Below are 22,122 nucleotides of genomic sequence, written 5' to 3'. Positions count from 1 at the left end.
GTAGCTCGTGGAGGGAGTGAGCTGAAGACTGCTTGCTTCCTCCTCTTACTCTGTCGCACGGGCAACTAGGGCGTTTCCGGGGTCACAATGTGTAGATCGACATGCGGAGCTAAAGACCGGAAGCGAGCGATCTCCCAGAAATAGAGGTACTTCTTCAGCCCAGTCAGAGCGGAACTGCCGAAGATGGTTTGAGTAATGCGATGCTCCTTCGCAAAGAGGGCGGTCGCTTCAGCCACGTTCGTACCCTTAAGATGAACGACCTACGCCCCCAGGTTCTCAGCAAATTGAAGGTTGTCCTCAAGAGTCCGGGAGACCGCTTCGGCTATGTTCCGACCATTATCAAGATGAAGAACGAACAGCTCTGCGTCCATGCCTTTGGCCAGCCTCGCTCCTCTTGCGATCAAGTCCCGTGCCGCGGGGCTGGCACTCACGCAAACCGCGATTCTCTCGGCAACAGTCCAGTGATCACCTAACTGCTTCAGTTTTACGTAGTCGTCCAGGGTCCGGTCGACGGCGCGGGTAACTCGCTGCAATGCCATTTCGCGCAGCGCGATCAAGTTGCCCTTCCGAAAGAAGTTGGAAAGCGCTCGCTCTGTGCGATCGAGTGGATAAATATCTCCACGGCGCATCCTGGTGGCAAGCGCCTCGGGGGACAGATCACTCATCACAATTTCATCTGCGCGATCCAGCACCCAGTCAGGAACCATCTCTCGGACAGTCACCCCAGTCAGCGACTGGATGATTGGCGTGCAGCTCTCAATATGCTGAACGTTCAGCGTAGTCACCACGTCGATCTTCGCTTCCAGCAGCGCGAACACGTCTTCGTAGCGTTTGCTGAAACGGCTCCCCTCAATATTGGTATGAGCCAATTCATCGATGAGGGCCACCTTCGGATTACGGGCCAGGATTCTATCAAGGTCCATCTCCGTGAACAGCGAGCCTTTGTAATTGACCTCTCTGACCGGAACCCTCTCCAGCTTGTCTGCAACCTCAGCAGTCCCCGCTCTGCCGTGGGTCTCAACGACTCCGATGACAACATCCTCACCGCGCTGTTTGCGCCTCACGCCCTCGCTCAGCATGCTGAAGGTTTTACCCACGCCGGGTGCATATCCAAGAAAGATCTTGAAGCACCCACGCTTCTTTTCCGCGGCTTCGGCCTTCTGCAGCCAGTCCTCAGGCAGCTTTCTCGGATTGGATTTATCCCTTGTCATCGTAGAATCTCGGGGTGCACTCGAAACTGATTATCTCCGTCACTCGCTGGTTCAGTGCTGCGATCGGCCTGGGAGGAATTGTCTTCTTCTTCCACGTCGTGCTCCAGGTGAATCCTACTACGGTAGCGCTGACACTTTTACTGTTTATCCACTCTCTTGCCTCTCGCTGGGGATTGAGGTACGCAGTGGTCATCTCTTTCGCAGCCGGAGCATGCTATAACTATTTTTTTCTGCCACCGGTCGGCCACTTCATTATCTCTGACCCTCAAAACATTGTTGCTCTACTGGTCTTCCTCATCACTTCAATCTTTGCGAGCCGCATGTCTGAACGCATCCGGGAAGAATCCAAAGAAGCGCGAGCCAGCAAGGCGGAACTTGAGATCTTATATCGCCTCAGCAGGGCGTTACTACAAACCGATGAGTTTGTTCAGCTTACGAAGACTGTCCCCAATGCAGTCGCGGTTGCGACCGGCGCACAAGCGGTGCTCTTCTTCCTCTTGGACGGGAATCGGATCTATCGTTTTGGATCCGACTGGACGCCACACCTTTCGGAAGACGCTCTCAAGGAGCTTTCACACGCACCCGGCATTATCTCTTCCGCAGGCGCACAGGAGGCGATGATCCCTCTCCGTAGCGGGGTTCGTCCAAGGGGCATACTGATCATTCGCGGCCTGACTCTCTCCCATCAGAGCCTCGATGCCCTTGGAGGACTTGTATCGATCGCTCTTGATCGATCGAACGCCATCGATGAGGTCTCTCGCACTGAGGCTGCGAAGGAGAACGAACGCCTCCGGGCCCTCATGCTCGATTCGATCACCCATGAACTCGGGGCGCCATTGGCTTTCATTGATAGGTCTCTGGATAGTTTGCTGGCTCAGGGACTTGAACCTGCGGAGTCTCGTGCCCTTCTCGGCTCCGTACAGGGCGAAAGTAACCGGCTCAGCCGCCTCGTCGCACAGGCGGTGGAGATGGCAAAGTTCGATACGCAGGAACTCCGTATGACCTTTGTGCCCCAGAGCATGGAAGAAATGATCAATGACGCAATTCAGACTGCCGAGGATGTGCTCAAAGGGCATCCTGTACAAGTCACGCTTGCTCCCCGGCTTCCCAGTGTTCAGGCCGACTCTATCTGGGTCGGGCGGCTCCTTACAAAACTTCTTCAGAATGCAGCCAAATACTCTCCAGACGACGCTCCGATCTTTATCACCGCAGAGCAGGATGGTCGTTTCGTCACCTGCAGTATTGCGGACCGAGGCATCGGCATTGAACCGATAGAACAATCTTTCATCTTCGACAAATTCCTTCGTTCCGGCAATCGAGAGCAACGTTCATCAGGCACTGGTTTAGGTCTGGCGATCTGCCGCACGATCGTAGAGGCCCACGGAGGCAAGATCGAAGTGAGCAGTCAGCCGGGAAGAGGCTCTGTTTTTTCGTTTACCCTGCGAGTCTGAACTACGCGGTGAATCAGTAAGTGAAGAGGGAGTTCGATTGAAGGAGAGGGCTGCAGGGCAGGCCGAGAAGCTGCTTCGAAAGAGCTTGACGGCCTGCATGTGTGGGTAACCAGGCCGTTGAGCATCGCTGCTATTGAATGATCTGGATGCGAGTCGACCCGACCTTCGACGGACTGCGCGACGATCCGCGCTATGCGGCGTTGCTTGCTCGCATGAAGCTGCCGACTTAGTGATCGAATGCCTAAAAAACTTCGGCGGCCGGGTCAGCGAGAGCCTGTTCGAATTTCTCAACGAACTGCGCGACATGCAGTCCGTCTGCGAGAGCATGATGCACGTGAATCGATACGGGCATCGCGGCGCGACCATTTGATTCCGTGATCTTGCCGAAGGTGATGTGTGGGGCGGAGTCTTTGCGGGAGACGTCGTGGGCATGCGAGATTGCGGTGAAGTCGAACCAGGGAAGCACGGAGTAACGTATCAGATTGGCGTCAGGATAACGTTCAAGGTCTTCCCGTTGGCGCACCCGTTCCAGTTCGACACTTCCTTCCCGCACAAAGTCTTCCATGCGTGGATGAAACGGATAGTGCCCGAAACCGATGGTGCCGTTCGCGCGTCCGACTGCGCTGCCGGCGTTGATCTGATCGTAGTGCCAGGCGGTGCCGTCAACGATGCGTGTTCTGAAATTTTCTACCTGGTTGGCTGCAAGGAGCGAACGATGCACCAGCGATAAGAAGACGGAGATGTGATTCTGCCGCGCAAAACGATAGGTCGCCGTGCAGTCGACGCGGAGACATACGCCGTGATAAGGCTCGGAGTAATCCTTGAAGAGTTGGAAGGTAGCGCGGCGGTTCCATGTTTCCAGATCGATCTTCTGCCCGCTGCCGTTTTCAAAATGCTGCATGATGACCTGCTGACGCTATGGTTTTATTTTGATTGAAATCAGGCAGTGGGGTCTACACGTGCGTAGACATAGGGACCTTCGGGAATGAGGGCTACGTCTGCGCCGGGAGTGAGATCCGACAGCACAGCGTCTACGGCAAGGTCGACGCTCGTGAAGACACGATCACGGAGTGCGCCGGCGTGGGCTGCGGGTACGCCCGGGGTGAAGAAGTACAGCTCGTGAGTGAGGCCGGTGAGAGCAAGTTTCTCCAGTTGCCATTGGTCGACTTCGACCTTAGCTGTGTGGACCTCGTCAAGAAATTGCTGGTGACCCGGATAGTTCTCAAGCTTGTGAGCGAACTCCGGAGAGCCGGCGCCCTCAGAGCACTCTGCCAGGATCAGGATTTTGCCTCCGGGTTTTGCGATATGCTGCGCTGCCGTGATTCCTTTGACGATCTGGTAGAAGGTGAGGTCCAGCGGATAACCAGCCGCGCTGGTGATGACTACGTCCGCAAGCTTTGGAAGCTTCTCCAGCGACGTGTGTTGCAGGAAGCGGACGCCGGCTGCGTGAGCCTGCACGGGCTCGCCCGCAAAGACTCCGGAGATCTCACGAGTTTTCGTAAGGGTGACATCGAGCATGAAATCATGACGGACCATGCGGGCGATTTCGAGGAGCTCAAGATGCAAAGGATTGTCGGAGGTATGGCCTTCGGTTGCGTTGGGCTCGCGCATGAAGCGCGGTGAATGGATGACCTTGATGGTCTCCTGGGATGCCACCCCGGGGGCGACCAGTTTACGTCCGCCTGAGAAGCCGAGCATGAGGTGCTGCTCGATGAAGCCGAGCGTGATGTGCAGGTCGGCTTGCATGAACCTGCTGTCGATATAAACAGGGGTGCCCCGGGATGTCGTTCCCAGGGACAGGTGCTGGTCGAAGTCCTTGGCGTCATGGTTGACGATCCGGTACTTCGCCGCAATGTCCTCTCCGACGATCCTGCGGATCTCATCGGTTGTCGCTGGGCGATGCAGGCCGGTCGCGATGAGGATGGTGACGCCCTCCACGGGGATGCCCGCAGCATGGAGGCGCTTGAGCAGAGGGGGAAGCGTCATCCAGTTCGGCGCAGGGCGGGTGATGTCGCAGATGGAGATGGCCGCGGTCTTCTTGCCTTCGGCAAGCGTCAGCAGAGAGGGGCCGGCGACAGGGAAGTCGAGCGCATGGTCCAGAGCCTGGAGCGGGTCAGCAAGAGGCTGGGCGCTGCGGCTTTCCACGAGCATGTAGCTGGGACCCTCATGAAGCTTCACCTGGATGCCATCTTTCCCAAACGCGAAATCCACTTCCTTCATTTCCCATCCTTTCGACAACGCTTCACTGGGCTTAGCTTCGGGAGACGTCTCAAACATGCGTGTACTCCAGGACCCGGATGTGCGAATTTTTCCGGACATAGCCGGTAAGGTTCAGCTGCCAGGCAGTAGCACCTTCAGGCAGACTGGGTTGAGGGCATGGTTGGAAACCAAGGCGGCTGTAGTGATCGGCCACCATGCTGTTCTTCGCCGTGGGCAGATAGTTGCCACGGACCACTTTGACTCCCATGCCAAGAGCACGCTCAGCGAGGGCGTCAAGCATGGCTGTCTCCATGGACCGCTTGAGGACGCGACAACTCATCAGCCAGAGATCGATGTGCACGGTATCACCGTCTCGTCGGCCAAGCACGATGGAGATCAGGCCGTTATCGCCAAAGCGGTCACTCAGCTTGCCGTACAGGGCAATGGTGTTCCGGTCACGCATGGCAACCTCCATCTCTGCCAAGGTGTAGCGGCGAGAGGTGAGGTTGAACTGGTTGGTCTTGTTGGTGAGTTGGGCGATTCGCTCCAAATACACTGGCTTGAAACTGTCTATCTCGGCAGACATATCGAGAGAATCAAGATACTCGCCATAGTTATTGAATGTGGCCGCTTGGTCGGCGCGCTGCAAGTTGCTCGCATACAGGGCTGCCCGCTCGCGGTCTTCTCTGGAGAGAGATGCAGGCTCGAAGTAGCGTGCGGCCTGGATCACCTCGGCATAGTGAGTGACGTCGTTGCCGATGTCTGGCACTGCAACACCCGGTATCTGTGCCTGGACGATTGCCCGCTCTGCAGGGTTGTCGTCTACAAAGACGAAGCTGTCGACGCCCAGATTGAGTTCCTTCGCGATGAGCGCGATGTTCTCGTGCTTGGGCTCCCAGTTAGCCTTGAAGCAGGAGATATGCTCGAGCTTCAGGATGGAATCCGGATGCGAGAAGCCAGCCTTCGCAATGTCTTCATCATTCTTTGAGCAGATAGCCAACAGGATGCCGCGATTTCTTAGAGAGAGGCAGTACTCCTGGAAGGCGGTGTAGGCCTCGGCTTGGGGCGTCTCGCGGCCGATCAGGATCTTGTCAACGCCATCGTCGCCGATGGTTCCACCCCAAAGCGTGTTGTCCAGGTCAAGGACCAATACTTTGCGGCTCTTGCCATAGATGGCTTGAATCATGGCATTCAGTGAGCGTGCGAGTTCCAGATTGGCAGCCGGTTGCAGTAAGAGCTTGAAGTTGAAGAAAAGGGTCCAGTCAAACCAGTTCCGCAGACCGACCTTTGCGGAGATACCATGGACATCCTGAAGCAGCAGCCTGGGCCGGCGTGTGGCCTCGCGTGCAAAGGCTACATTGAGCTCCATCAGGAAACGATTCTCACCGCCAGCCGCAACGGCGTCCATATTTCCGAGGATGGCGTGGGGTGGCATCTCAAAGTTGTTCTGAATCACCTGGCAGCCGACCCGAGCATCCAGCGAGTCCCAGATCTCTTTGAAGCGGTTCAACTCTGTCTCCACATATCCGGGTAGCTGGGATTCTGTGCAATTGAGCGGAGGGAGATTGCGGACGTTGCGGCAGGAGGTATGGATGTAGACCAGGTTAGGCCTGAAGTCGATCAGGGTTTGCGGATCGTAAACCGCGTCGTCGTAGTAGCGACCGTACTCGCTTTGATGGAAGACCGGCTGGAAGCCGGCAGCGAGCAGAAAGATCTCAAGGGTCGTCACGATCTGATCCGTCGTCGATCCGCCAAGCACTGCGATGCGTAGCTCTTGAAGGCCATCGACCGCCGAAAGCTCGCGCCGCAGAGATCTGCGACGGAGCAAAAGTTCGTCAGCAGAGCAGAAGTCCAGATCAATCATTCCTTCAATCTTATAAGCGTCAGGCATGTTGTGCTGCGACTACGAAAGGCACGTCGACGAGACTAATTTTCCTGGGGTACCGATGTCTGGAAAGCGATACGCGGCCCCGCGAGCGTATTCGACCGGCGGCGCACGAGATGCGGGGTCACCATCATGACGAGCTCGGATGAGTCGCGCTCGGTGATGCGGTCTGCGACTGACGTTTGGAAGCCGGGGAGTTCTGCCAGGCCGGGAATTCCGCTGACCGCCGCCGATTCCTGGCTGGAGAGTTGTGAGAGCATCATGGCCGTGCTGCCCTCAGGGCAGGTCACGTCCGAGGTAAAGACGCGGCTGGTAAGGACAGGGATGTTGTTGGCGCTCTGGCCGGTGAGGGCTTCGATCTTCAGGTCGATGTGCATGGTGATCAGGCCGGACTTCAGCACGGTGGGTGTCGTCTTGAGGGTGATGCCGATGTCTTCATACTGAATCTGCGGAATGGTCTGGGAACTCGCACCGAGGTATTGGTTCAGGAGGGAAGAGGCGCTGACCCCACCCACCGTAACACCGGCCAGTGCCGAGGAGGTGGCAGCCGATACTCCGCTGGAGTAAGTCGATGTCGTGATGGGATACTTGGAGCCGACTTTCAGCGTCGTAGTCTGCCGGTCGCCGGAGCGAACAGTGATGTCATCCAGCGCACGCGTGTCCGAGGTGTCGAGCGCGAAGTTCAGCGTAGGGTTCGAGCCTACATAAATGCCCGCCGTCGTAAGCCCACCGCCCACCAACGTAAGTAGGCCGCTGAGCTTGGCGTCGGTGGCAAGGCCGGACGCGATCAGGTAGATGGCCTCCGTGATGGTATCCGTCGCGGCGTTGCCTGAGGGCGTGAAGAGACCCTGCGAGATTGCTTGCTGGATCACGCTCTGGTTGGCGCTGACGATACCCTGCGCTTCGGCTGCAACGGAGAAGCCGCCCACCGAATTTGGTGTAGTCAGGCCAAGATTGCGGGTGCGGGTCTTATCGACCGTGTAGAGTTTCAACTCCATCACAACCTGCGCGTTGCCGTCGACGAGATCAGCGATGGTGTAGTTGACCGCTTTAAGCGTCGGCTCCGGTGCGCGTACAACCAGGCTGGAGGAGTTCTGCTGGATCGCAATCTGCTTCACGTCAAAGACGTTCTTGATGATGTTGACGAGCTCGTTGAGCTGCTCCTGCGTGCTGCCGGGAACGAAGATGGTCTCCTCAGCCTGACGCTCGTACTTCTGGCGGGCCTCCTGCGAATCCTTGACGACGAAGAGCGTTTTGGAATCGATAGGCACGGCGAAGAGGTGGGCCATGCGCAGCAGGATTGGCATGGCCTGGGTATAGGTAACTGCGTCGAGATCGAAGCGTATCTGTTGGCTGACCAGGTCGGCGTCGTAGACGGCCTTGATGCCGTAGGTGGAGGCGACCTGGCTCAGGACCTGCTTCACATCGCCGCGTAGGTGGAGATCGTGGACGCCGGCTGCGGCCGCAATCTGCAGCGGAGGGGCAAAGAGCATGTCCTTTGACTGTGCGGGCTCCACGTGGGTCATGGGCTGCTGAGGCGCTTGAATGCGCTGCAGCACAAGGTCGCTGCCGGGATCGACTGCACGAGCCTCCGCCAGCAGTCTGTCTGAGCGGTCGGCCTGGTTGTCCATGCGTGCCTTGGCCGCTTGCTGAATGAGATTCGAGACTCGGCTTTCCCGGGCGACGGCCAGGGCCAGGGTGTAATCCTGGCGGGTGGGATTGAGCTGGACGGCCTTGGCAAACTGGCTCTGAGCGGCGGCAAAGTCCCGATGGTCGATCAGGATCGCCCCGGCCAGGTACGCTTGCTCCGCCTTGCGTGGGTCGGGCTTGACGCTCGGGGCTTGTGAGAAGGCTGAGGTCGACGCGAGGGCGGCAGCGGCGATGACGGTCAGACAGACGGAACGGCGTCGAGTTGCAAAGTCGCTTCGAGAATGTGCTGGCTGCTTCATGCGGGCTTGAAGGTTGGACGAAGCAGGGCGGTGATCGGCTCGCCGCTTCGTCCGGAATGGCTCAACTATCGGATCTTGGTTAGATTGGCTACGGACGGCAGGGTGCGTGGGCGTTCGCTCATGGGCGGACGGCGCATGCCGCTGCGGATCTGCGCGGTGTCCATGTCGAGCTCGGCCAGGGTCCGGGAGAGCGTATTGCGGTGCATCCCCAGCTCTTCCGCTGCCTTACACTGGTTGCCTTTGTGCTGCGCGAGAACCTCGAGGAGATAACGGCGCTTGAATTGACGGACGGCCTCCGTGTAGGAGACACCCGCCGAGTGCATCTGTGTGATCAAGGCATCGAGTTCGCGCTTCAAATTGTTCCCACCTTACGGGCTGTTAGTCGCCTGGCTATTTTCGATGCAAATACAGCAGCACGGGCTTGAATTAATCCCGATCATTCTTGCGGGGGTGTGACTTTAAGAGGTCCGGAGTCTGTTGTAGGAGGTGCGTGGCGCCCTGAGCGATCTGCTGCTCAAAACGCGGGGGCACAACGAAGGATACCGCATGCGCCCCTTCAAGGAAATAGGGAGTGAGCTGAGAATTCTTGACCCACTCCGAATTCGGGGAAAAGGCGGCGATGGCCATCATGGCGGCCACCCCGGCCAGAAAGCCGCGGAGGACGCCGAAGGCGGCCCCCAGCAGGCGGTCCAGGAAGCCCAGACCGACCGCCGAAGCCGTCTTGCGCAGGAGATTGGCCAGCATGGAGAAGGCGATGGTGATGACGATCAGGATCGTCAGGTAGGCGATGATCTCCGCCACGGTGAAGTTGAGTATCCAGCGGCCCAGGTACGAGGCGAAGGAGAGGTAGTTCCAACTGGCGACCACGATGGCGAGGATGAAACCGACCAGCGACAGCAGGGAACGGATCAGGCCGCGCATGAACGCCGCGATCGTCGAGATGACGAGGATCACGACGAGGAACCAGTCGAACGGGTTGTACGAGGTGGTGGGCGGCAGTTGCATGTGCGTGAAACTAGAGCGTATCGCGGCCCGAGATGAGATGGAAGGCCTGAAGATATTTTTCTCGCGTGTTCGTTACTACCTCAGGAGGTAATGACGGGGCGGGGGCCTGCTTGTTCCAGTGGATCGACTCGAGGTAGTCGCGTACGTACTGCTTGTCGAACGACGGGGTGGGGCCGCCGGGGGCGTACTGGGAGGCGGGCCAGTAGCGGGAGGAGTCGGGGGTGAGGACCTCGTCGGCGAGCGTGATCTGGCCGTCGATGAGGCCGAACTCGAACTTGGTGTCGGCCAGGATGACGCCGCGGGTGGCGGCGTGGGCGGAGGCCTTGGCGTAGATGGCCAGGGATAGCTCGCGGAGGGCGTTGGCGTGCTCTGCGCCGATGGTCTCGATGACGGTGGCGAAGGAGATGTTCTCGTCGTGTCCGCCGGTGTTGATCTTGGCGGCGGGGGTGAAGATCGGCTCGGGCAGTTTGTCGGATTCGCGGAGGCCGGCCGGGAGGGGTATGCCGCAGATGGCCTGGGTCGCCTGGTAGTCCTTCCAGCCGGAGCCGGAGAGGTAGCCGCGGACGACGCACTCGACGGGGAACATCTGGGCGCGCTTGACCAGCATGGTGCGGCCTTCCAGTTGGGCCTTGAAGGGCTGGAGGCTGGCAGGGAACTCGGAGACGTCGGCGGTGATGAGGTGGTTGGGGACGACATCCTTGACGAAGTCGAACCAGAAGAGGGAGAGCTGGGTGAGGATGCGGCCCTTGTCCGGGATGCCGGAGCCGAGGACGTGGTCGAAAGCGGAGAGGCGGTCCGAGGCGATGAAGAGCAGGTCTGAGGCGGGGTCAGGCGAGACGGCGTAGATGTCGCGGACTTTGCCGCGGGCTAGCAGTGGCAGTGCGCCGAGGTCGGTGGTGAGAAGCGCGGAGGATTCCATCGTCAAAACGTGTCACCTGAAGGGCTGGACCGGGGTAGTACCCCTCCCCCCTCTGTTTGATCTAAAGTCTTCATTCTGTGGGACTTAGATTCGGACTGAAAGTGTAAGATCTTGAGAAGAAATGGGTTAGAGCTAAAGTCTTCAAAACAGGTGACTTACGCAGGCTGCGTAGACTTCGCTGTACACCGATAAAAAGTCACTTCTTGCGTACTTCCATTTTACCAAGTTGCGTGGGGTAAACATGCCAACTATTTTTCACGCAAAAGGCCGCGTGGTTGTTGGGGTTTCGCGATTTCTGTGGGCCGTGGGGGCTTGACATGCGAATTTGCTGAGGTTTTCGCAAAAGAAAGTTTGAGGTCGAGGCTCGGGGTGGCGCGGCTTTACCTGGAATGGGTTCTCCACAGTTCCATAGTTTTTATATTCGGAACTATTGAATCTGTCCTGTAACTCGTCCCATCTTACTTATAAGAACCGAGCGGAAAGCGCATGACGCTGGTGCGGAGTGGCTTCGCGGGTTCATCTTGAAAGGGATCAGGAAATGGATAAGCTCAAAGGAAAAGTAGCCGTTATCACCGCCGCCACGTCCGGGATGGCGCTCGCCACCGCAAAGTTGTTTGTCGAAGAGGGTGCGTACGTGTTCATCACGGGCCGCCGCCAGGACAAACTGGATGAGGCGATCAAGATCATCGGCAAGAACGTCACGGGCGTGCAGGGCGATGCATCCAACTTGGCTGATCTAGATCGCCTGTATGAGACGGTGAAGCGCGAGAAGGGCAAGATCGACATTCTGTTTGCCAGCGCCGGGTTCGGCGAGTTCGCGAAGCTGGAAGAGGTTACGGAAGAGCACTTCGACAAGACCTTCGACCTGAATGTGCGGGGAACGCTGTTCACCGTGCAGAAGGCGCTGCCGTTGATCAGCGACGACGGCTCGGTCTTCCTGAATGGCTCGATTGCGAGCATCAAGGGCTTCCCGACGTTCGGCGTATACAGCGCGAGCAAGGCTGCGATCCGCTCGTTTGCGCGCACATGGCTGCTGGAGTTGAAGGAGCGCCGTATTCGCGTGAACATCCTCAGCCCGGGCACGATCGACACACCGATTCTCGATCCGCTGGGGGATGAGGCGAAGGCGTTCTTCAAGTCGCAGATCCCGCGCGGCGAGATGGGACGGCCGGAGGAGATTGCGACCGTTGCGCTGTTCCTGGCGTCCAGCGATTCCAGCTTCGTGAATGGCGTTGAGTTATTTGTCGATGGTGGTACGGCGCAGGTCTAAGGCGGGGCTTTGCGGCTATCGTTGTGAAGACTGGACCCGCGTCCCGGAGCTTTCCGCTCCTGGGACGCGGGTCCAGTTTGCTTTGCAATTTCGCAGGTCAGGACGTTATGACAACTATTCAGGGGTTGCAGGGTCCTTGTAACTGTTGCTGAATCCGCCTTTGAGGTCGTTAGTTTTGAGAATGTCGCGTTGTTCTGTCGTGGGTCCGTTTGTGACTTTGCTTTCCTTGTCTGCTTGCACGTCGCTCTTAGCAGGCTGCTCCTCCTCCGGTGGGACAGCGATTCCACCGCACATCGTGGCGACCCAGCACATTCTCTTTGTGGGCGATAGCTTTACGCATGGCCGTTATGCGCCGGTGCGGACGTACAACAGCACGCCGGGGACCGGAGGGTTGGGTTCGACGGCAGCATCCCCGCTGGTGGTCGATGAGAACTTCAACACCACAGTGACAGCGCGGGAGGAAAACTCGCCTGGCGAGACCGGTCCGTGGGGCGGGATTCCGGGGATCTTCGCTGAACTGGCGGCGGAGGCCGCGATTCCATACGACGTGCATATCGAGGCGATCTCGGCGACCTCACTGAACAAGAACTACCAGGCTGCGCAGAGCGTGATCGCGCAATCCGTCTGGAACACCGTTGTGCTGCAGGAAGCGACCTTCGAGCCGATTCCGCCGTCGCTTTCCGGTGACAGTATCAGCAAGCCGGCGACCTTCTGCAGTGCGGTCGGCACGATCGAGCAGGGAGTCCATGCGGCGGCTCCGTCTGCCAGCGTGTACCTCTATGAGACGGGCGCTCCGGCCGACACGGCGTATGGGAACAGCACTGCTTCCTCCGCGTTTTCCGATTCAGCCTACCTGAGCGCGCTGGGTACTCTGACTGACGCTTACCATGATGCGTACCTCACGGCGGCGACGCAGGATGGGCACATCGCCGGAGTGGCTGCGACGGGAGATGCCTGGTCGCGCGCGTGGAGTGAAGGGATTGCGAACCCCGATCCCTATGGTGGAAGCGCTGCGGGCGTTTCATTGACGTTCAACTACCAGCCGGGGAGCCAACCTTCCACCACCAGCAAGCCTACGGATGCGGGATTTCACCATCCCAGCATCTACGGGGCTTACCTGAATGGGCTGGTTCTGTTTCAGAAGATCACCGGGACGGATGTGCGGACGTTTGGTGGGACGGAGAAGGCTGCGCAGACGCTTGGGATCTCGGCGGCTGTGGCTGTGCAGTTGCAGCAGATTGCCTGGGAGTCTGTGACGATGCAGAATACGCAGTTGGTTCATCCCACGGTGAATGCCTGTGCGCTGACGCAGTAAAGCGGTGCTCGAGTGTCCGGCTGCGGGGTTGGGGGTAAAGCTGCGATGCTGCCACTTGGCGTCCTGTACTGTCGTTCCAGTTGCCATCTCTTCCTCCCAGGGTTAGGTCTGTGAGAGGAGAGTAGGAGGGGCGGGGTGAGCGGCGATAGTACGGATACGACAGGGCGGCGTGAACTACCGATCTCGCAGAAGCATTACTTATGAAGCATCTGCAATTGAAAGTTGCTCCGCTTCCCATTCTTTATAAGTTTTTTTGGGATTTGTAGTCAGCACCCAGGCTTTAGGCCCTGCAGTCGCTCTTCCGCTAAGAACTGCCCCTGCAGCACTCGGACTACTGAATGCATACGATTTGATGAAGCGTCGTTGCATCCCATCAGAGACATAGACTCCACTCTCAATGACCTCGTCAAATAGATTCTGGTAGTTGTGTTTCACTCCGATCCATTCGGCTCGACCTACTGAACCAGCTTGTATGACGAATTCGCCGTTTTCGAGCTCAGCGGATGCGTCTACCTGTCCGTTGGCTAGTTTAAACAGAAACTTTGCTGTAGGTTTAGGGGCTACAGTGGTCGGCAAGACCTGAATGCGCGGCTCTGCTCGTGTTCTGACTACAAATCCGTCTACACGGATTGCCGGAAGAATGGTGAGAACGTAATCAACGAATTGCTCCATATTGGCTTGCGCTGCTTCTGAAAGCGAAGGTCTGGGAGGGTTAGTTACATTTTCGAGCTTCTTCGACAAGGCGAGACTCGACGTACCTCACATGTGCTTTGTTCAGACTGTTTGCAGTGCTCGTAATGAGGATTGCCTGAGTCCACCAATCACGCTTTGAATCGTGATTTCGGATTCTAGAAGCAACGTCGTCGCTTTCACCGATGTACGCCATAACGAGGCTGCTTTCGTCACTATCGCCTAGCAGGATATAGACGCCGGTGTACCCGGCCTCTTTGCGCTTGAGAGCTTCGGCCAGGCGGATGCGAGGCGTGACTAGGACGTGACCCGTCCAGTTGAATATTTCCGCCGTGAGCATTCCATCTGGAGAGCCATCGATGAAGAAGAGTTCAAGCGACTGACCACGATTCGGCATTCTCACCTTCGCTCTGACAAGCGACCACTCTTTGCAATTTGTCGATGATATTACTCCGCTACTAAGCGGCGCGGCTGGTGCGCTCTCGTTCTCTGGCGCCGGAGCGGTTGTTCTGGCCGAGGTTGACGCTGACGATCTTGCTGACGCCGGGCTCCTGCATGGTGACGCCGTAGATGACGTCGGCCTGGGCCATGGTGCGCTTGTTGTGGGTGATGGCGATGAACTGCGTGGTCTGGGCCATGTCTGCGATCATGCGTGCGAAACGGCCTACGTTGGTCTCGTCCAGAGGGGCGTCGACTTCGTCGAGAATGCAGAAGGGCGCGGGCTGGAACTGGAAGATGCCGACCAGCAGCGAGAGCGCGGTGAGGGCCTTTTCTCCGCCGGAGAGTAGGAGGATGCTCTGGAGCTTTTTGCCCGGGGGGGAGGCTACGATCTCGATGCCGGATTCCGCGGAGTTGCCCTCGTCGGTGAGGCGCATGAAGGCCTGGCCGCCGCCGAAGAGCTTGGTGAAGGTGACGGAGAAGTTCTCGTTGATGATCTTGTAGGCCTCGTCGAACTTGATGCGGGAGACGTCGTCGATCTCCTTGATGGAGGCTTGGGTGTTTTCGATGGAGTCGAGGAGATCCTTGCGCTGGGTTTCGAGGAAGGTGTGGCGGGTGCTGGCTTCCGCGTACTCCTCCAGCGCCATCATGTTGACGGGGCCCATGGCTTCGAGACGCTTCTTGAGGTCGCGGGATTCGGACTCGAGCTGGTTGAGGGGGTCGCCTTCGATGCGGACAATGGACTCGTCTGCGCGAAGGTCTGACGCGGGGATTGCAAGGTCATTCAAGCAGGTTTGTTCGATGTGCTCGAGGTCCGAGGTGAGCTTGGCGAGGCGGGCGCTATGGCCTGCACGCTGCTCGCGGAAGGCTTCGGTTTCGGCGCGGAGAGCGCGGAGTTTCTGGTCGAGCGTGGTGGTGACTAAGCGGAGTTCCGCGGCTTCCGAGGTGAGGCGTGCGCCCTGGGAGACAGCGGTGAGGCGGGTCTCGGCGATCTGCTCGTGCTGCGATGCGAGGGAGGCGGTCTCTTCTTCGCGGCGGAGGCGTTCTGTCGCTGCCGATGCAAGCTGCTGGTCTAGCTGCCCGATGCGCTGCTGCTGGCCGTTGTAGAGGCGGGTGGTCTGTTCGTAGTTTGCCTGGGCGTTGCGGCGGCGTTCTTCAAGGCCGGCCAAGGCGGCTGCGGCTTCGGACGCGGCTTGCTGGAGCTCTTCGCGTTGGGCGCGGAGTTCTTCCACCTGGTCGGTCATCTCTGCGAGGCCGGCTTCAAGGGCTGCGCGCTCGGCTTCGAGGGCTGTGGCCTGGGTCTCGCGGGCGGCGATGAGGTCCGTCTTCTGGTTGCGGGCGTCACGGTTGCGGTCTGTGGCGAGCATCCAGTCCTGGAGGCGGCGCTCGATGCGTGCGGTCTCCGACTCCATCTGGCGGAGGGCTGCACCGGAGTTGGCGGCCTCACGCTCGGCGTCGCGGCGCTCGTGATTCTTGGATTCGATCTGGGCGTTGTCGGCGGCGAGTTCGTGCTGGAGGGTGGCGGTGCGGAGGTCGGTCTCGGAGAGCTCGGCCTCGAGGGCGGTGAGCTTTTCCTGGAGTTCTCTTAGTTCGCGTTTGAGTGCAAGGGGACCGCCGGAGCTGGGGCGGCCGCCGGTGACGGTGACGTTGCGGAAGGTCTCGCCGGTGGGGGAGAGGAACCAGGCGTGGGGGTGCTGGAGGGACAGCGTGCGCGCGGTGGGGGAGTCGGGCGTGACGTAGCCGTCGCGGAGTTTGGGGAGGGTGAGCTCGAGGGATTTGCCGAAGCCGTTGAGGACTTTGACCAGCTCGGTGAGGGGACGGACGCCATCTCCGGTGGGGATTGGTGCGGCTCCAACCCACGTCCCAGAATCGGGACGTGGGGCACCCAGGTTGGTGGTTGTGTGGACGTCTGAGGTGGGATGGACGAGGAAGGTGGCGCGGCCGGCTACGTCGGATTTGAGGAGGCGGATGCCTTCGTCGGCGGCGTCCCAGTTTTTGACGACGATGTAGTTGAGCTCGTCGCGGAGGAACTCGTCGACGACTTGCTCGTAGGCTCCGTCGACTTCGAGGAAGTCGGCGAGGGTGCCTAGGACTGTGTTCTCCGAGCCCGTCTGCTGGGCTCGCTTCTGGCTGGTGCGGAAGATGTTCTTGACGGTATCGGTGGAGTAGGAGTGGTCGCGGATGAGGCCTTCGAGGGAGTTGCGGCGGCCATTGAGGCCTGCGACCTCGCCGCGAAGCTGATCGCCGCGGCGCTTGTTCTGGGACTCCTCGGACTTGCGGGCTTCGATGGAGAGGCGGAGCTCGGAGATTTCCAGTTCGAGGCGCTTGAGGCGCTCGGTGACGGACTCAAACGACATCTTCACCTGACCGCGCTGGAGGCCGAGTGCGGCGAGCTCTTCATGAGCTACGGCGGACTCGGAGACGAGGCGCTCGGACTCGCGTTCGAGGCCGGAGAGGGAGGCTTCAGCCTGCGACTGCTCGTTGCGAATCTGTGCGGCGCGCTGCATGAGCTGCATGGTGGCGCGGCGGTTGGCTTCAGCCTGCTGCTCCTTGGACTGGACGCCTCGGACGGCCTCCTGGGCGGCCTGCTGCTGGGCCTGGGCGGCGGCGCGGGAGCCTCCGGCCTCCTCGTTGGCGGAGTCCAGGAAGCTGCGGTGCTGCTCCTGCTCGCCTGCCAGGGCTGCGAGCTGGGCGCGTGCGGCTTCAAGCTCCTGTGCACCGGATTCGAGACGGGCGGTAAGCTCGGCGACGCGGTCCTGGTTTGCGGCTGTGCGGGCGGAGATGCGCTCCAACTCGACGGCGCTCTGGTTGGCGGTGGCGGCGTGCTCGCGGATCTGCTGGTCGAGCGCGTAGCCGGTCCGCACGCCTTCGGTGTGCTCGGCGTCCATCTGCTCGGTGGATGCGACCTGCGAATCGATGCTGGTCGTTAGCGTTGCGATCTGGGCGGTGGTGGCGGTCTGGTCCGCGTCAAGCTGGGCGATGCGGCTGGCGAGGACGACGCGCAGACGGGTGCGGAGGTCGTCGCGGATCTCGCCATAACGCTCGGCCTTAGCGGCCTGGCGCTTCAGCGTACCCATCTGCTTGGTGACCTCTTCAAAGATGTCGTTGACGCGGGAGAGGTTCTGCTTGGCGGATTCGAGGCGCAGCTCGGCGAGGCGCTTCTTGTTTTTGAAGCGAGTGATGCCGGCGGCTTCCTCGATGATGGAGCGGCGGTCCTGAGGCTTCGAGCTGAGGAGCTGGCCGATGCGCTCCTGGCCGATGATGGCGTAGGACTCGCCGCCGAGGCCGGTGCCCATGAAGATGTCCTGGATATCGCGCAGACGGCAGATCTTGCCGTTGAGCAGGTATTCGGAGTCGCCGGAGCGGAAGAGGCGGCGGGTGATGGTGAGCTCGCCGGCGCGGATGGGCGTGCGGCCGAACTTGCGGCGGCGGATCTTGAGGACGACGTTGTTGTTGAGGCTGTGCTCGGCTTCGGCGGTCTCGGGGGCGGCTTCGGTCTCGGGCGCGGCTTCTGCTCCCGAGGCTTCACCTTCTACCTTGCGGGGCTTTTTGACTTCGGCCTCAAAGGTGGTGCCGGGCTGGGCTTCGGCTACGGCTTCTTCGGTCTCTTCGGCGAGTTCTTCGCGGAAGGTGGTCTCGTCCCAGTCGGTGATGGGGATGGTCTTGCCGTCGTAGACGACGTCCGGCGGGGCGTTGGGGTCGGCGGAGTCGTAGACCTCAGGGTCGACGAGGGTGAGCGAGACCTCCGCCATACCGGTGGGCTTACGGTCGCGCGTGCCGGCGAAGATGACGTCCTCCATCTTGATGCCGCGGAGGGATTTGGCGGACTGCTCGCCCAGAACCCAGGTGATGGCGTCCGAGATGTTGGACTTGCCGCAGCCGTTGGGGCCTACGATGGCCGCGATGCCTTCACCGGCGAGCTGCACTTCAGTGCGGTCGCAGAAGGATTTGAAGCCGAGGATCTGAACTTTCTTGAGCTTGAGCATGTTGGGCCTCGTTCCGGGATCACGGCAGAGGCGCGCACAAGGCGGCTGCGACATCTGCGGATACGACAACTTTATGGGGTGCGGGGCCGCGAATCAACAGGGGAGACGCTACAGGTTGTGGATAAGACGTAGCGAATACTACATGTGGATAAAAGGGGCTAAATCCGGTGCTCTCAGGATTGCAGGCTGATTCCTGACCGAAAGCGACTTGTGCTTGCAGAGGAGCAACGGGCTTCTTATAATTCGCATCATCCATAGGGGCCGGCGCGATATGGCGACTCGACTTTTTTGAGCCGGTGGGTGGGTCGTTTCATCGTCGGGCATGACAAGCGGCTCAGATTCGGATACAAAGCAGATATGCTCACAACAGCGTTTTCATAGCTGGTGGAACAAAGAATGATCACTACGAGGAGTTTTATGAACAAGGCAGGCGTTGCATCTCTCCTGGCAGTCTCGGCGACACTTTTGGTTCCGGGCATGGTTTCGAACTTTGGTGTAGCACTGGCGCAGGCCGCGGCAGCCCCGGCTGCGGGTCAGGTCCAGATGGACCCCAAGGAGTATGCGGTCTATGACGATGCGGTCAACAAGCAGACGACTCCGCAGACGCAGGCCCCGGCGCTTGAGGCTTATCTGACCAGCTTCCCGAACAGCGCGGTGAAGGCTGACGTGCTGCAGCGGCTGATGCTGGACTACAGCCAGTTCGATCCGGCGAAGGCGATCACGACCGCCGATAAGGTTCTGCAACTCGACCCGAACAACCTGCGCGCGGACCTGATTGAGGTTGCGTTCCGTCGCCAGGCGGCGGAGACGCAGACCGATGCGACGGCTCGTCAGGCTGGGCTGGATGCGGCTGTGACCTACGCCCAGAAGGGTCTGACCGCGACCAAGCCGACCGGCATGTCCGATGCAGACTTTACGACGCTGCAGGCTGCTGCGATTCCGGCCTTCCAGAGTGTGATCGGCACCGCCGCGTTGAGCAAGAAGGATACGGCGACCGCGATCACGGCCTTCAAGGCTGAGCTCGCAGCCAGCAAGCCGGAAGACACCACCAAGCCGGGTACGGCTCTGCAGGACACGTACTATCTGGGCCAGGCTTACTACCAGTCCACTCCTCCGGACCTGGTGAACTGCACGTTCTACGCAACGCGCGCGTTCTCCTATGCTCCCCCGCAGTTTCAGGCGCAGATGCCGCTGGCCGCTTATTGCTACAAGAAGTACCACGGCGGCACGGATGGTTACGATGCAGTCACGACTGCAGCCAAGGCTAACCTGAATCCTCCTTCCGGCTTCACGATCGTGGCTGCTCCTTCCGACGCAGACATTGCGGCGAAGACCGTTGCGAGCACCCCTGACCTTGCTTCGCTGGCGCTGAGCGACAAGGAGTTCATCATGAAGAACGGCAAGTCCGAGGATGCGGAGAAGGTCTTCGCAACCATCAAGGGCAAGACGGTTCAGATTCCTGATGCGCTGGTAATCGCTGCGACTGCCGATGATGTGCAGGTTGCGGTGAGCGATGACGCGGTGCAGGGCAAGGCGGCTGACTTCGACTTCAAGATGAAGACTCCGCTGACCAAGGTGCCTGAGGTTGGAAGCAAGATCAACCTGGCGGGAACGTACGATTCATACACGCAGTCGCCTGTGATGATCACCATGAGCGACTCTGATGTGGTGACGAAGAAGGCTCCGGCCGCTGCAACTCACCACACGACCACCACGCACCATAAATAAATCTGTCGGTTCTGAAAGAATGGCCGCCCCTGGGGGCGGCCATTCTCGTTTGGTGCAAGGGAAGGGAGCGCTATCCCTTCTTCAGCTTCTTGCCTACTGCCGCAATGGAGGTCTCGTTCATGGCCTCTACTGCCGCGGTCCTGACCTTCTTCATCGCCGCATCCAGAGCCTTCTCTCCGCTCATCAGCCAGTCCGGCTCGATGGCGACGAAGAGGTCTCCGAGGCCGATGGATTTGGCGGAGTGCTTCAGGCGCGCGCCGCCTGCGGGACCCTTCTTCTGCTCAATGAATCCGGCCTTGTGGAGCGCGGAGAAGATGCGCCGCACCATGACCGGGCTGGACCCTATTGCCTCTGCAATTGCCGCTGATGTATGCATGGCGTCCGGCTCCGCCGCCAGCACGCCCAGTACCCGAACACTCAACCCAAAACGTCCACTCTGCGCCATAGCAATACGCTACTACGTCCGCGCCGTTGCGGAGTGGCGAACCGCGAGCAACTCCGCCAGTTTGGCTCCGGCGACGGCGAACATGGGCGGCACCACCACCAGCATCACCTGATACCACGGCGCCTGGAGGCCCTTGTAGTGAGTGTAGGAGAGGGCGGACATGACGAGGATGACCATCGCCAGGATGAGGCCGTGGCGCACGCGGCGAGCCTCCGCGACGAAGCCGGTGACGAAGCCGCCGATGGCCGTGAGGATGCAGGCCGCGGCGACGTTGTAGATCAGGTATCCGACGGTCGGCACAGGCGGGTGCGGGCCTGTGAGCTTCACCGTCACCAGAATCAGCACAATCTTCAGGAAGAACATCACGATGAAACCCAGGATCACCGCAAGCGAGCTACGCAACATAAGCCCGACGATAGCACAGGCCGAGGATGTAAACTCCTCAAGTGAACATCCTCTTCGTCGGCGACATCTTCGGGTCGGCCGGCCGCCATATCGTCCGGGAACACCTGCCCCACGTCCTCGAAACCAACGCCGTAGACCTGCTCGTCATCAACGGCGAGAACGCTGCCGGCGGCTTTGGCATTACGCCGTCGCTTGCGGAGGAGATCTTCGATCTCGGTGCGCATGTGATCACCACCGGCAACCACATCTGGGATAAACGCGAGATCTTCGAGTACATGAAGGTCCCGGTGGAGTCGCATGAGCGCGGCCGCCGGATTCTGCGGCCTGCGAACTATGCCGTGGGGACGCCGGGCTTTGGTCACTATGAAGGCACGCTCGCGGATGGGACCAAGTATGCGGTCATCAACATGCAGGGGCGCGTGTTCATGAACTCGTGCGACGACCCGTTCCGCAAGGCGGATGAGTTGCTGACGCGCATCGAGCGTGGGTCCAATGCGAAGGTGATCCTCGTCGACTTTCACGCCGAGGCGACCAGCGAGAAGGTCGCGCTGGGATGGTATCTCGATGGGCGGGTCACGGCTGTCCTTGGAACCCACACCCACGTTCCGACTGCCGACCAGCGCATCCTGCACAACGGGACCGCCTACCAGACCGATGTGGGGATGAGCGGACCATATGACTCGGTGATTGGCGTGGAGAAGGAGTTGGTTCTTCAGAAGTTCCTGACCGGGATGCCGGGCAAGTTTGAGGCGGCGAAGGGTAATCCAAAGATGGCCGCCGCCCTGATTGAGTGCGACCCGGTTACGGGGCGGGCTTATCAGATTCAGCGATTGCTGCTGGGGGAGTAGTTATCGCCATAGCTGCGGGCTGAAGTAGGCGTAACGGACCAGCGCGTAGAGCGCCGGAACGCCGAGCGCTACCTGGAAGACCAGCGTGAGGACGTAGATCAGGGTGCCTTTCTTCTGTCGCCACTCCTCCATCTTGGGGGCGAAGAGTTCACAGAGCGAGAAGACGACCTGGACGGGGATGGCGACGATCCAGAACAGATGCGGTCCCTCGGGACGCTGATACGCGAAGCCGAGGAGCCCTGGGATCAGCAGAATGCCGAAGAGGCCTCCGAGGATGTCCATCCTGGAGACCGCTTCGGGTTTCTTGAACGCGATCGCGACCCTGCCCAACCCACTGAGCAGGATAATGACCGAAAAGGCCCAGCAATAGACCCGCCA

Annotated in this window: 20 protein-coding genes; 5 read left to right on the top strand and 15 right to left on the bottom strand. The window is 59.7% G+C overall.

Features of this window, described 5'->3' with window-relative positions:
* Positions 1-65: 65 nt before the first annotated feature.
* Positions 66-236, bottom strand: coding sequence for an adenine nucleotide alpha hydrolase family protein (locus ACIX9_RS26905; protein ID WP_232298704.1), 171 nt, complete (start codon positions 234-236; stop codon positions 66-68).
* Between the two features lie 24 nt (positions 237-260).
* Positions 261-1,211: a histidine kinase gene (locus tag ACIX9_RS12145; protein WP_232298703.1), complete on the bottom strand. Its 951-nt coding sequence runs from the start codon at positions 1,209-1,211 to the stop codon at positions 261-263.
* A gap of 14 nt (positions 1,212-1,225) precedes the next feature.
* Here ACIX9_RS12145 and ACIX9_RS12140 point away from each other — a divergent pair, with 14 nt between their 5' ends.
* The gene (locus tag ACIX9_RS12140) at positions 1,226-2,662 is read left to right on the top strand and encodes an ATP-binding protein (protein WP_013580786.1); all 1,437 of its coding nucleotides are present in this window, start codon (positions 1,226-1,228) and stop codon (positions 2,660-2,662) included.
* 241 nt (positions 2,663-2,903) lie between these two features.
* On the opposite strand, the gene ACIX9_RS12135 is transcribed toward ACIX9_RS12140, so the two are convergent.
* From ACIX9_RS12135 to ACIX9_RS12105, 7 genes are all read right to left on the bottom strand, one after another.
* The gene (locus ACIX9_RS12135) at positions 2,904-3,563 is read right to left on the bottom strand and encodes a CatA-like O-acetyltransferase (protein WP_013580785.1); all 660 of its coding nucleotides are present in this window, start codon (positions 3,561-3,563) and stop codon (positions 2,904-2,906) included.
* Positions 3,564-3,601: 38 nt separating this feature from the next.
* Positions 3,602-4,882, bottom strand: a complete 1,281-nt coding sequence (locus ACIX9_RS12130; RefSeq protein WP_013580784.1) for a lactate racemase domain-containing protein — start codon at positions 4,880-4,882, stop codon at positions 3,602-3,604.
* 49 nt (positions 4,883-4,931) lie between these two features.
* On the bottom strand, positions 4,932-6,725 hold the full coding sequence (locus ACIX9_RS12125) for an HAD-IIIC family phosphatase (protein WP_041597738.1): 1,794 nt from the start codon (positions 6,723-6,725) through the stop codon (positions 4,932-4,934).
* Between the two features lie 62 nt (positions 6,726-6,787).
* Complete coding sequence (locus ACIX9_RS12120) at positions 6,788-8,695, bottom strand: type II and III secretion system protein (protein ID WP_013580782.1); 1,908 nt, start codon at positions 8,693-8,695, stop codon at positions 6,788-6,790.
* Between the two features lie 65 nt (positions 8,696-8,760).
* Positions 8,761-9,051 (bottom strand): helix-turn-helix domain-containing protein, encoded by a 291-nt coding sequence (locus ACIX9_RS12115; protein WP_013580781.1) that lies wholly within the window; start codon positions 9,049-9,051, stop codon positions 8,761-8,763.
* Positions 9,052-9,121: 70 nt separating this feature from the next.
* Positions 9,122-9,700 (bottom strand): CvpA family protein, encoded by a 579-nt coding sequence (locus ACIX9_RS12110; protein ID WP_013580780.1) that lies wholly within the window; start codon positions 9,698-9,700, stop codon positions 9,122-9,124.
* A 10-nt stretch (positions 9,701-9,710) separates the two neighbouring features.
* Complete coding sequence (locus ACIX9_RS12105; RefSeq protein WP_013580779.1) at positions 9,711-10,619, bottom strand: phosphoribosylaminoimidazolesuccinocarboxamide synthase; 909 nt, start codon at positions 10,617-10,619, stop codon at positions 9,711-9,713.
* Between the two features lie 538 nt (positions 10,620-11,157).
* Between ACIX9_RS12105 and ACIX9_RS12100 the strand changes: the two genes are divergently transcribed.
* Together ACIX9_RS12100 and ACIX9_RS12095 are read left to right on the top strand one after the other, a co-directional pair.
* The gene (locus ACIX9_RS12100; protein ID WP_013580778.1) at positions 11,158-11,889 is read left to right on the top strand and encodes an SDR family NAD(P)-dependent oxidoreductase; all 732 of its coding nucleotides are present in this window, start codon (positions 11,158-11,160) and stop codon (positions 11,887-11,889) included.
* Positions 11,890-12,184: 295 nt separating this feature from the next.
* On the top strand, positions 12,185-13,204 hold the full coding sequence (locus ACIX9_RS12095; RefSeq protein WP_049789285.1) for a hypothetical protein: 1,020 nt from the start codon (positions 12,185-12,187) through the stop codon (positions 13,202-13,204).
* 198 nt (positions 13,205-13,402) lie between these two features.
* Here the strand turns inward: ACIX9_RS12095 and ACIX9_RS12090 are convergent, their stop codons facing one another.
* From ACIX9_RS12090 to smc, 3 genes are all read right to left on the bottom strand, one after another.
* Entirely contained in the window at positions 13,403-13,945 is a 543-nt protein-coding gene (locus tag ACIX9_RS12090) for a DUF4357 domain-containing protein (RefSeq protein WP_198152090.1), read from the bottom strand.
* Positions 13,917-14,291 (bottom strand): GIY-YIG nuclease family protein, encoded by a 375-nt coding sequence (locus tag ACIX9_RS26440; protein WP_198152089.1) that lies wholly within the window; start codon positions 14,289-14,291, stop codon positions 13,917-13,919. The genes ACIX9_RS12090 and ACIX9_RS26440 overlap by 29 nt, the downstream gene beginning before the upstream one ends.
* 61 nt (positions 14,292-14,352) lie before the next feature.
* The gene (smc, locus tag ACIX9_RS12085; protein ID WP_013580776.1) at positions 14,353-18,318 is read right to left on the bottom strand and encodes a chromosome segregation protein SMC; all 3,966 of its coding nucleotides are present in this window, start codon (positions 18,316-18,318) and stop codon (positions 14,353-14,355) included.
* A 417-nt stretch (positions 18,319-18,735) separates the two neighbouring features.
* Here smc and ACIX9_RS12080 point away from each other — a divergent pair, with 417 nt between their 5' ends.
* Positions 18,736-20,046 carry a hypothetical protein gene (locus ACIX9_RS12080; RefSeq protein ID WP_013580775.1) on the top strand — a complete coding sequence of 437 codons (1,311 nt, stop codon included), beginning with the start codon at positions 18,736-18,738 and terminating at the stop codon, positions 20,044-20,046.
* Positions 20,047-20,116: 70 nt separating this feature from the next.
* On the opposite strand, the gene ACIX9_RS12075 is transcribed toward ACIX9_RS12080, so the two are convergent.
* Together ACIX9_RS12075 and ACIX9_RS12070 are read right to left on the bottom strand one after the other, a co-directional pair.
* Positions 20,117-20,491: an RrF2 family transcriptional regulator gene (locus ACIX9_RS12075; protein ID WP_013580774.1), complete on the bottom strand. Its 375-nt coding sequence runs from the start codon at positions 20,489-20,491 to the stop codon at positions 20,117-20,119.
* Between the two features lie 12 nt (positions 20,492-20,503).
* Positions 20,504-20,896, bottom strand: a complete 393-nt coding sequence (locus tag ACIX9_RS12070; protein ID WP_013580773.1) for a hypothetical protein — start codon at positions 20,894-20,896, stop codon at positions 20,504-20,506.
* A 41-nt stretch (positions 20,897-20,937) separates the two neighbouring features.
* Here ACIX9_RS12070 and ACIX9_RS12065 point away from each other — a divergent pair, with 41 nt between their 5' ends.
* Entirely contained in the window at positions 20,938-21,744 is an 807-nt protein-coding gene (locus tag ACIX9_RS12065; protein ID WP_013580772.1) for a TIGR00282 family metallophosphoesterase, read from the top strand.
* Here ACIX9_RS12065 and ACIX9_RS12060 read toward each other — a convergent pair whose 3' ends face one another.
* A complete protein-coding gene (locus ACIX9_RS12060) occupies positions 21,745-22,074 on the bottom strand; it encodes a hypothetical protein (protein ID WP_198152088.1) in 330 nt (109 codons plus the stop codon).
* Between the last annotated feature and the right edge of the window lie 48 nt (positions 22,075-22,122).

The sequence above is a fragment of the Granulicella tundricola MP5ACTX9 genome (assembly GCF_000178975.2).
Lineage (GTDB): Bacteria > Acidobacteriota > Terriglobia > Terriglobales > Acidobacteriaceae > Edaphobacter > Edaphobacter tundricola.
Note: the sequence above shows the minus strand (reverse complement) of the source record. Positions and strands in the feature narration are given on the sequence as shown.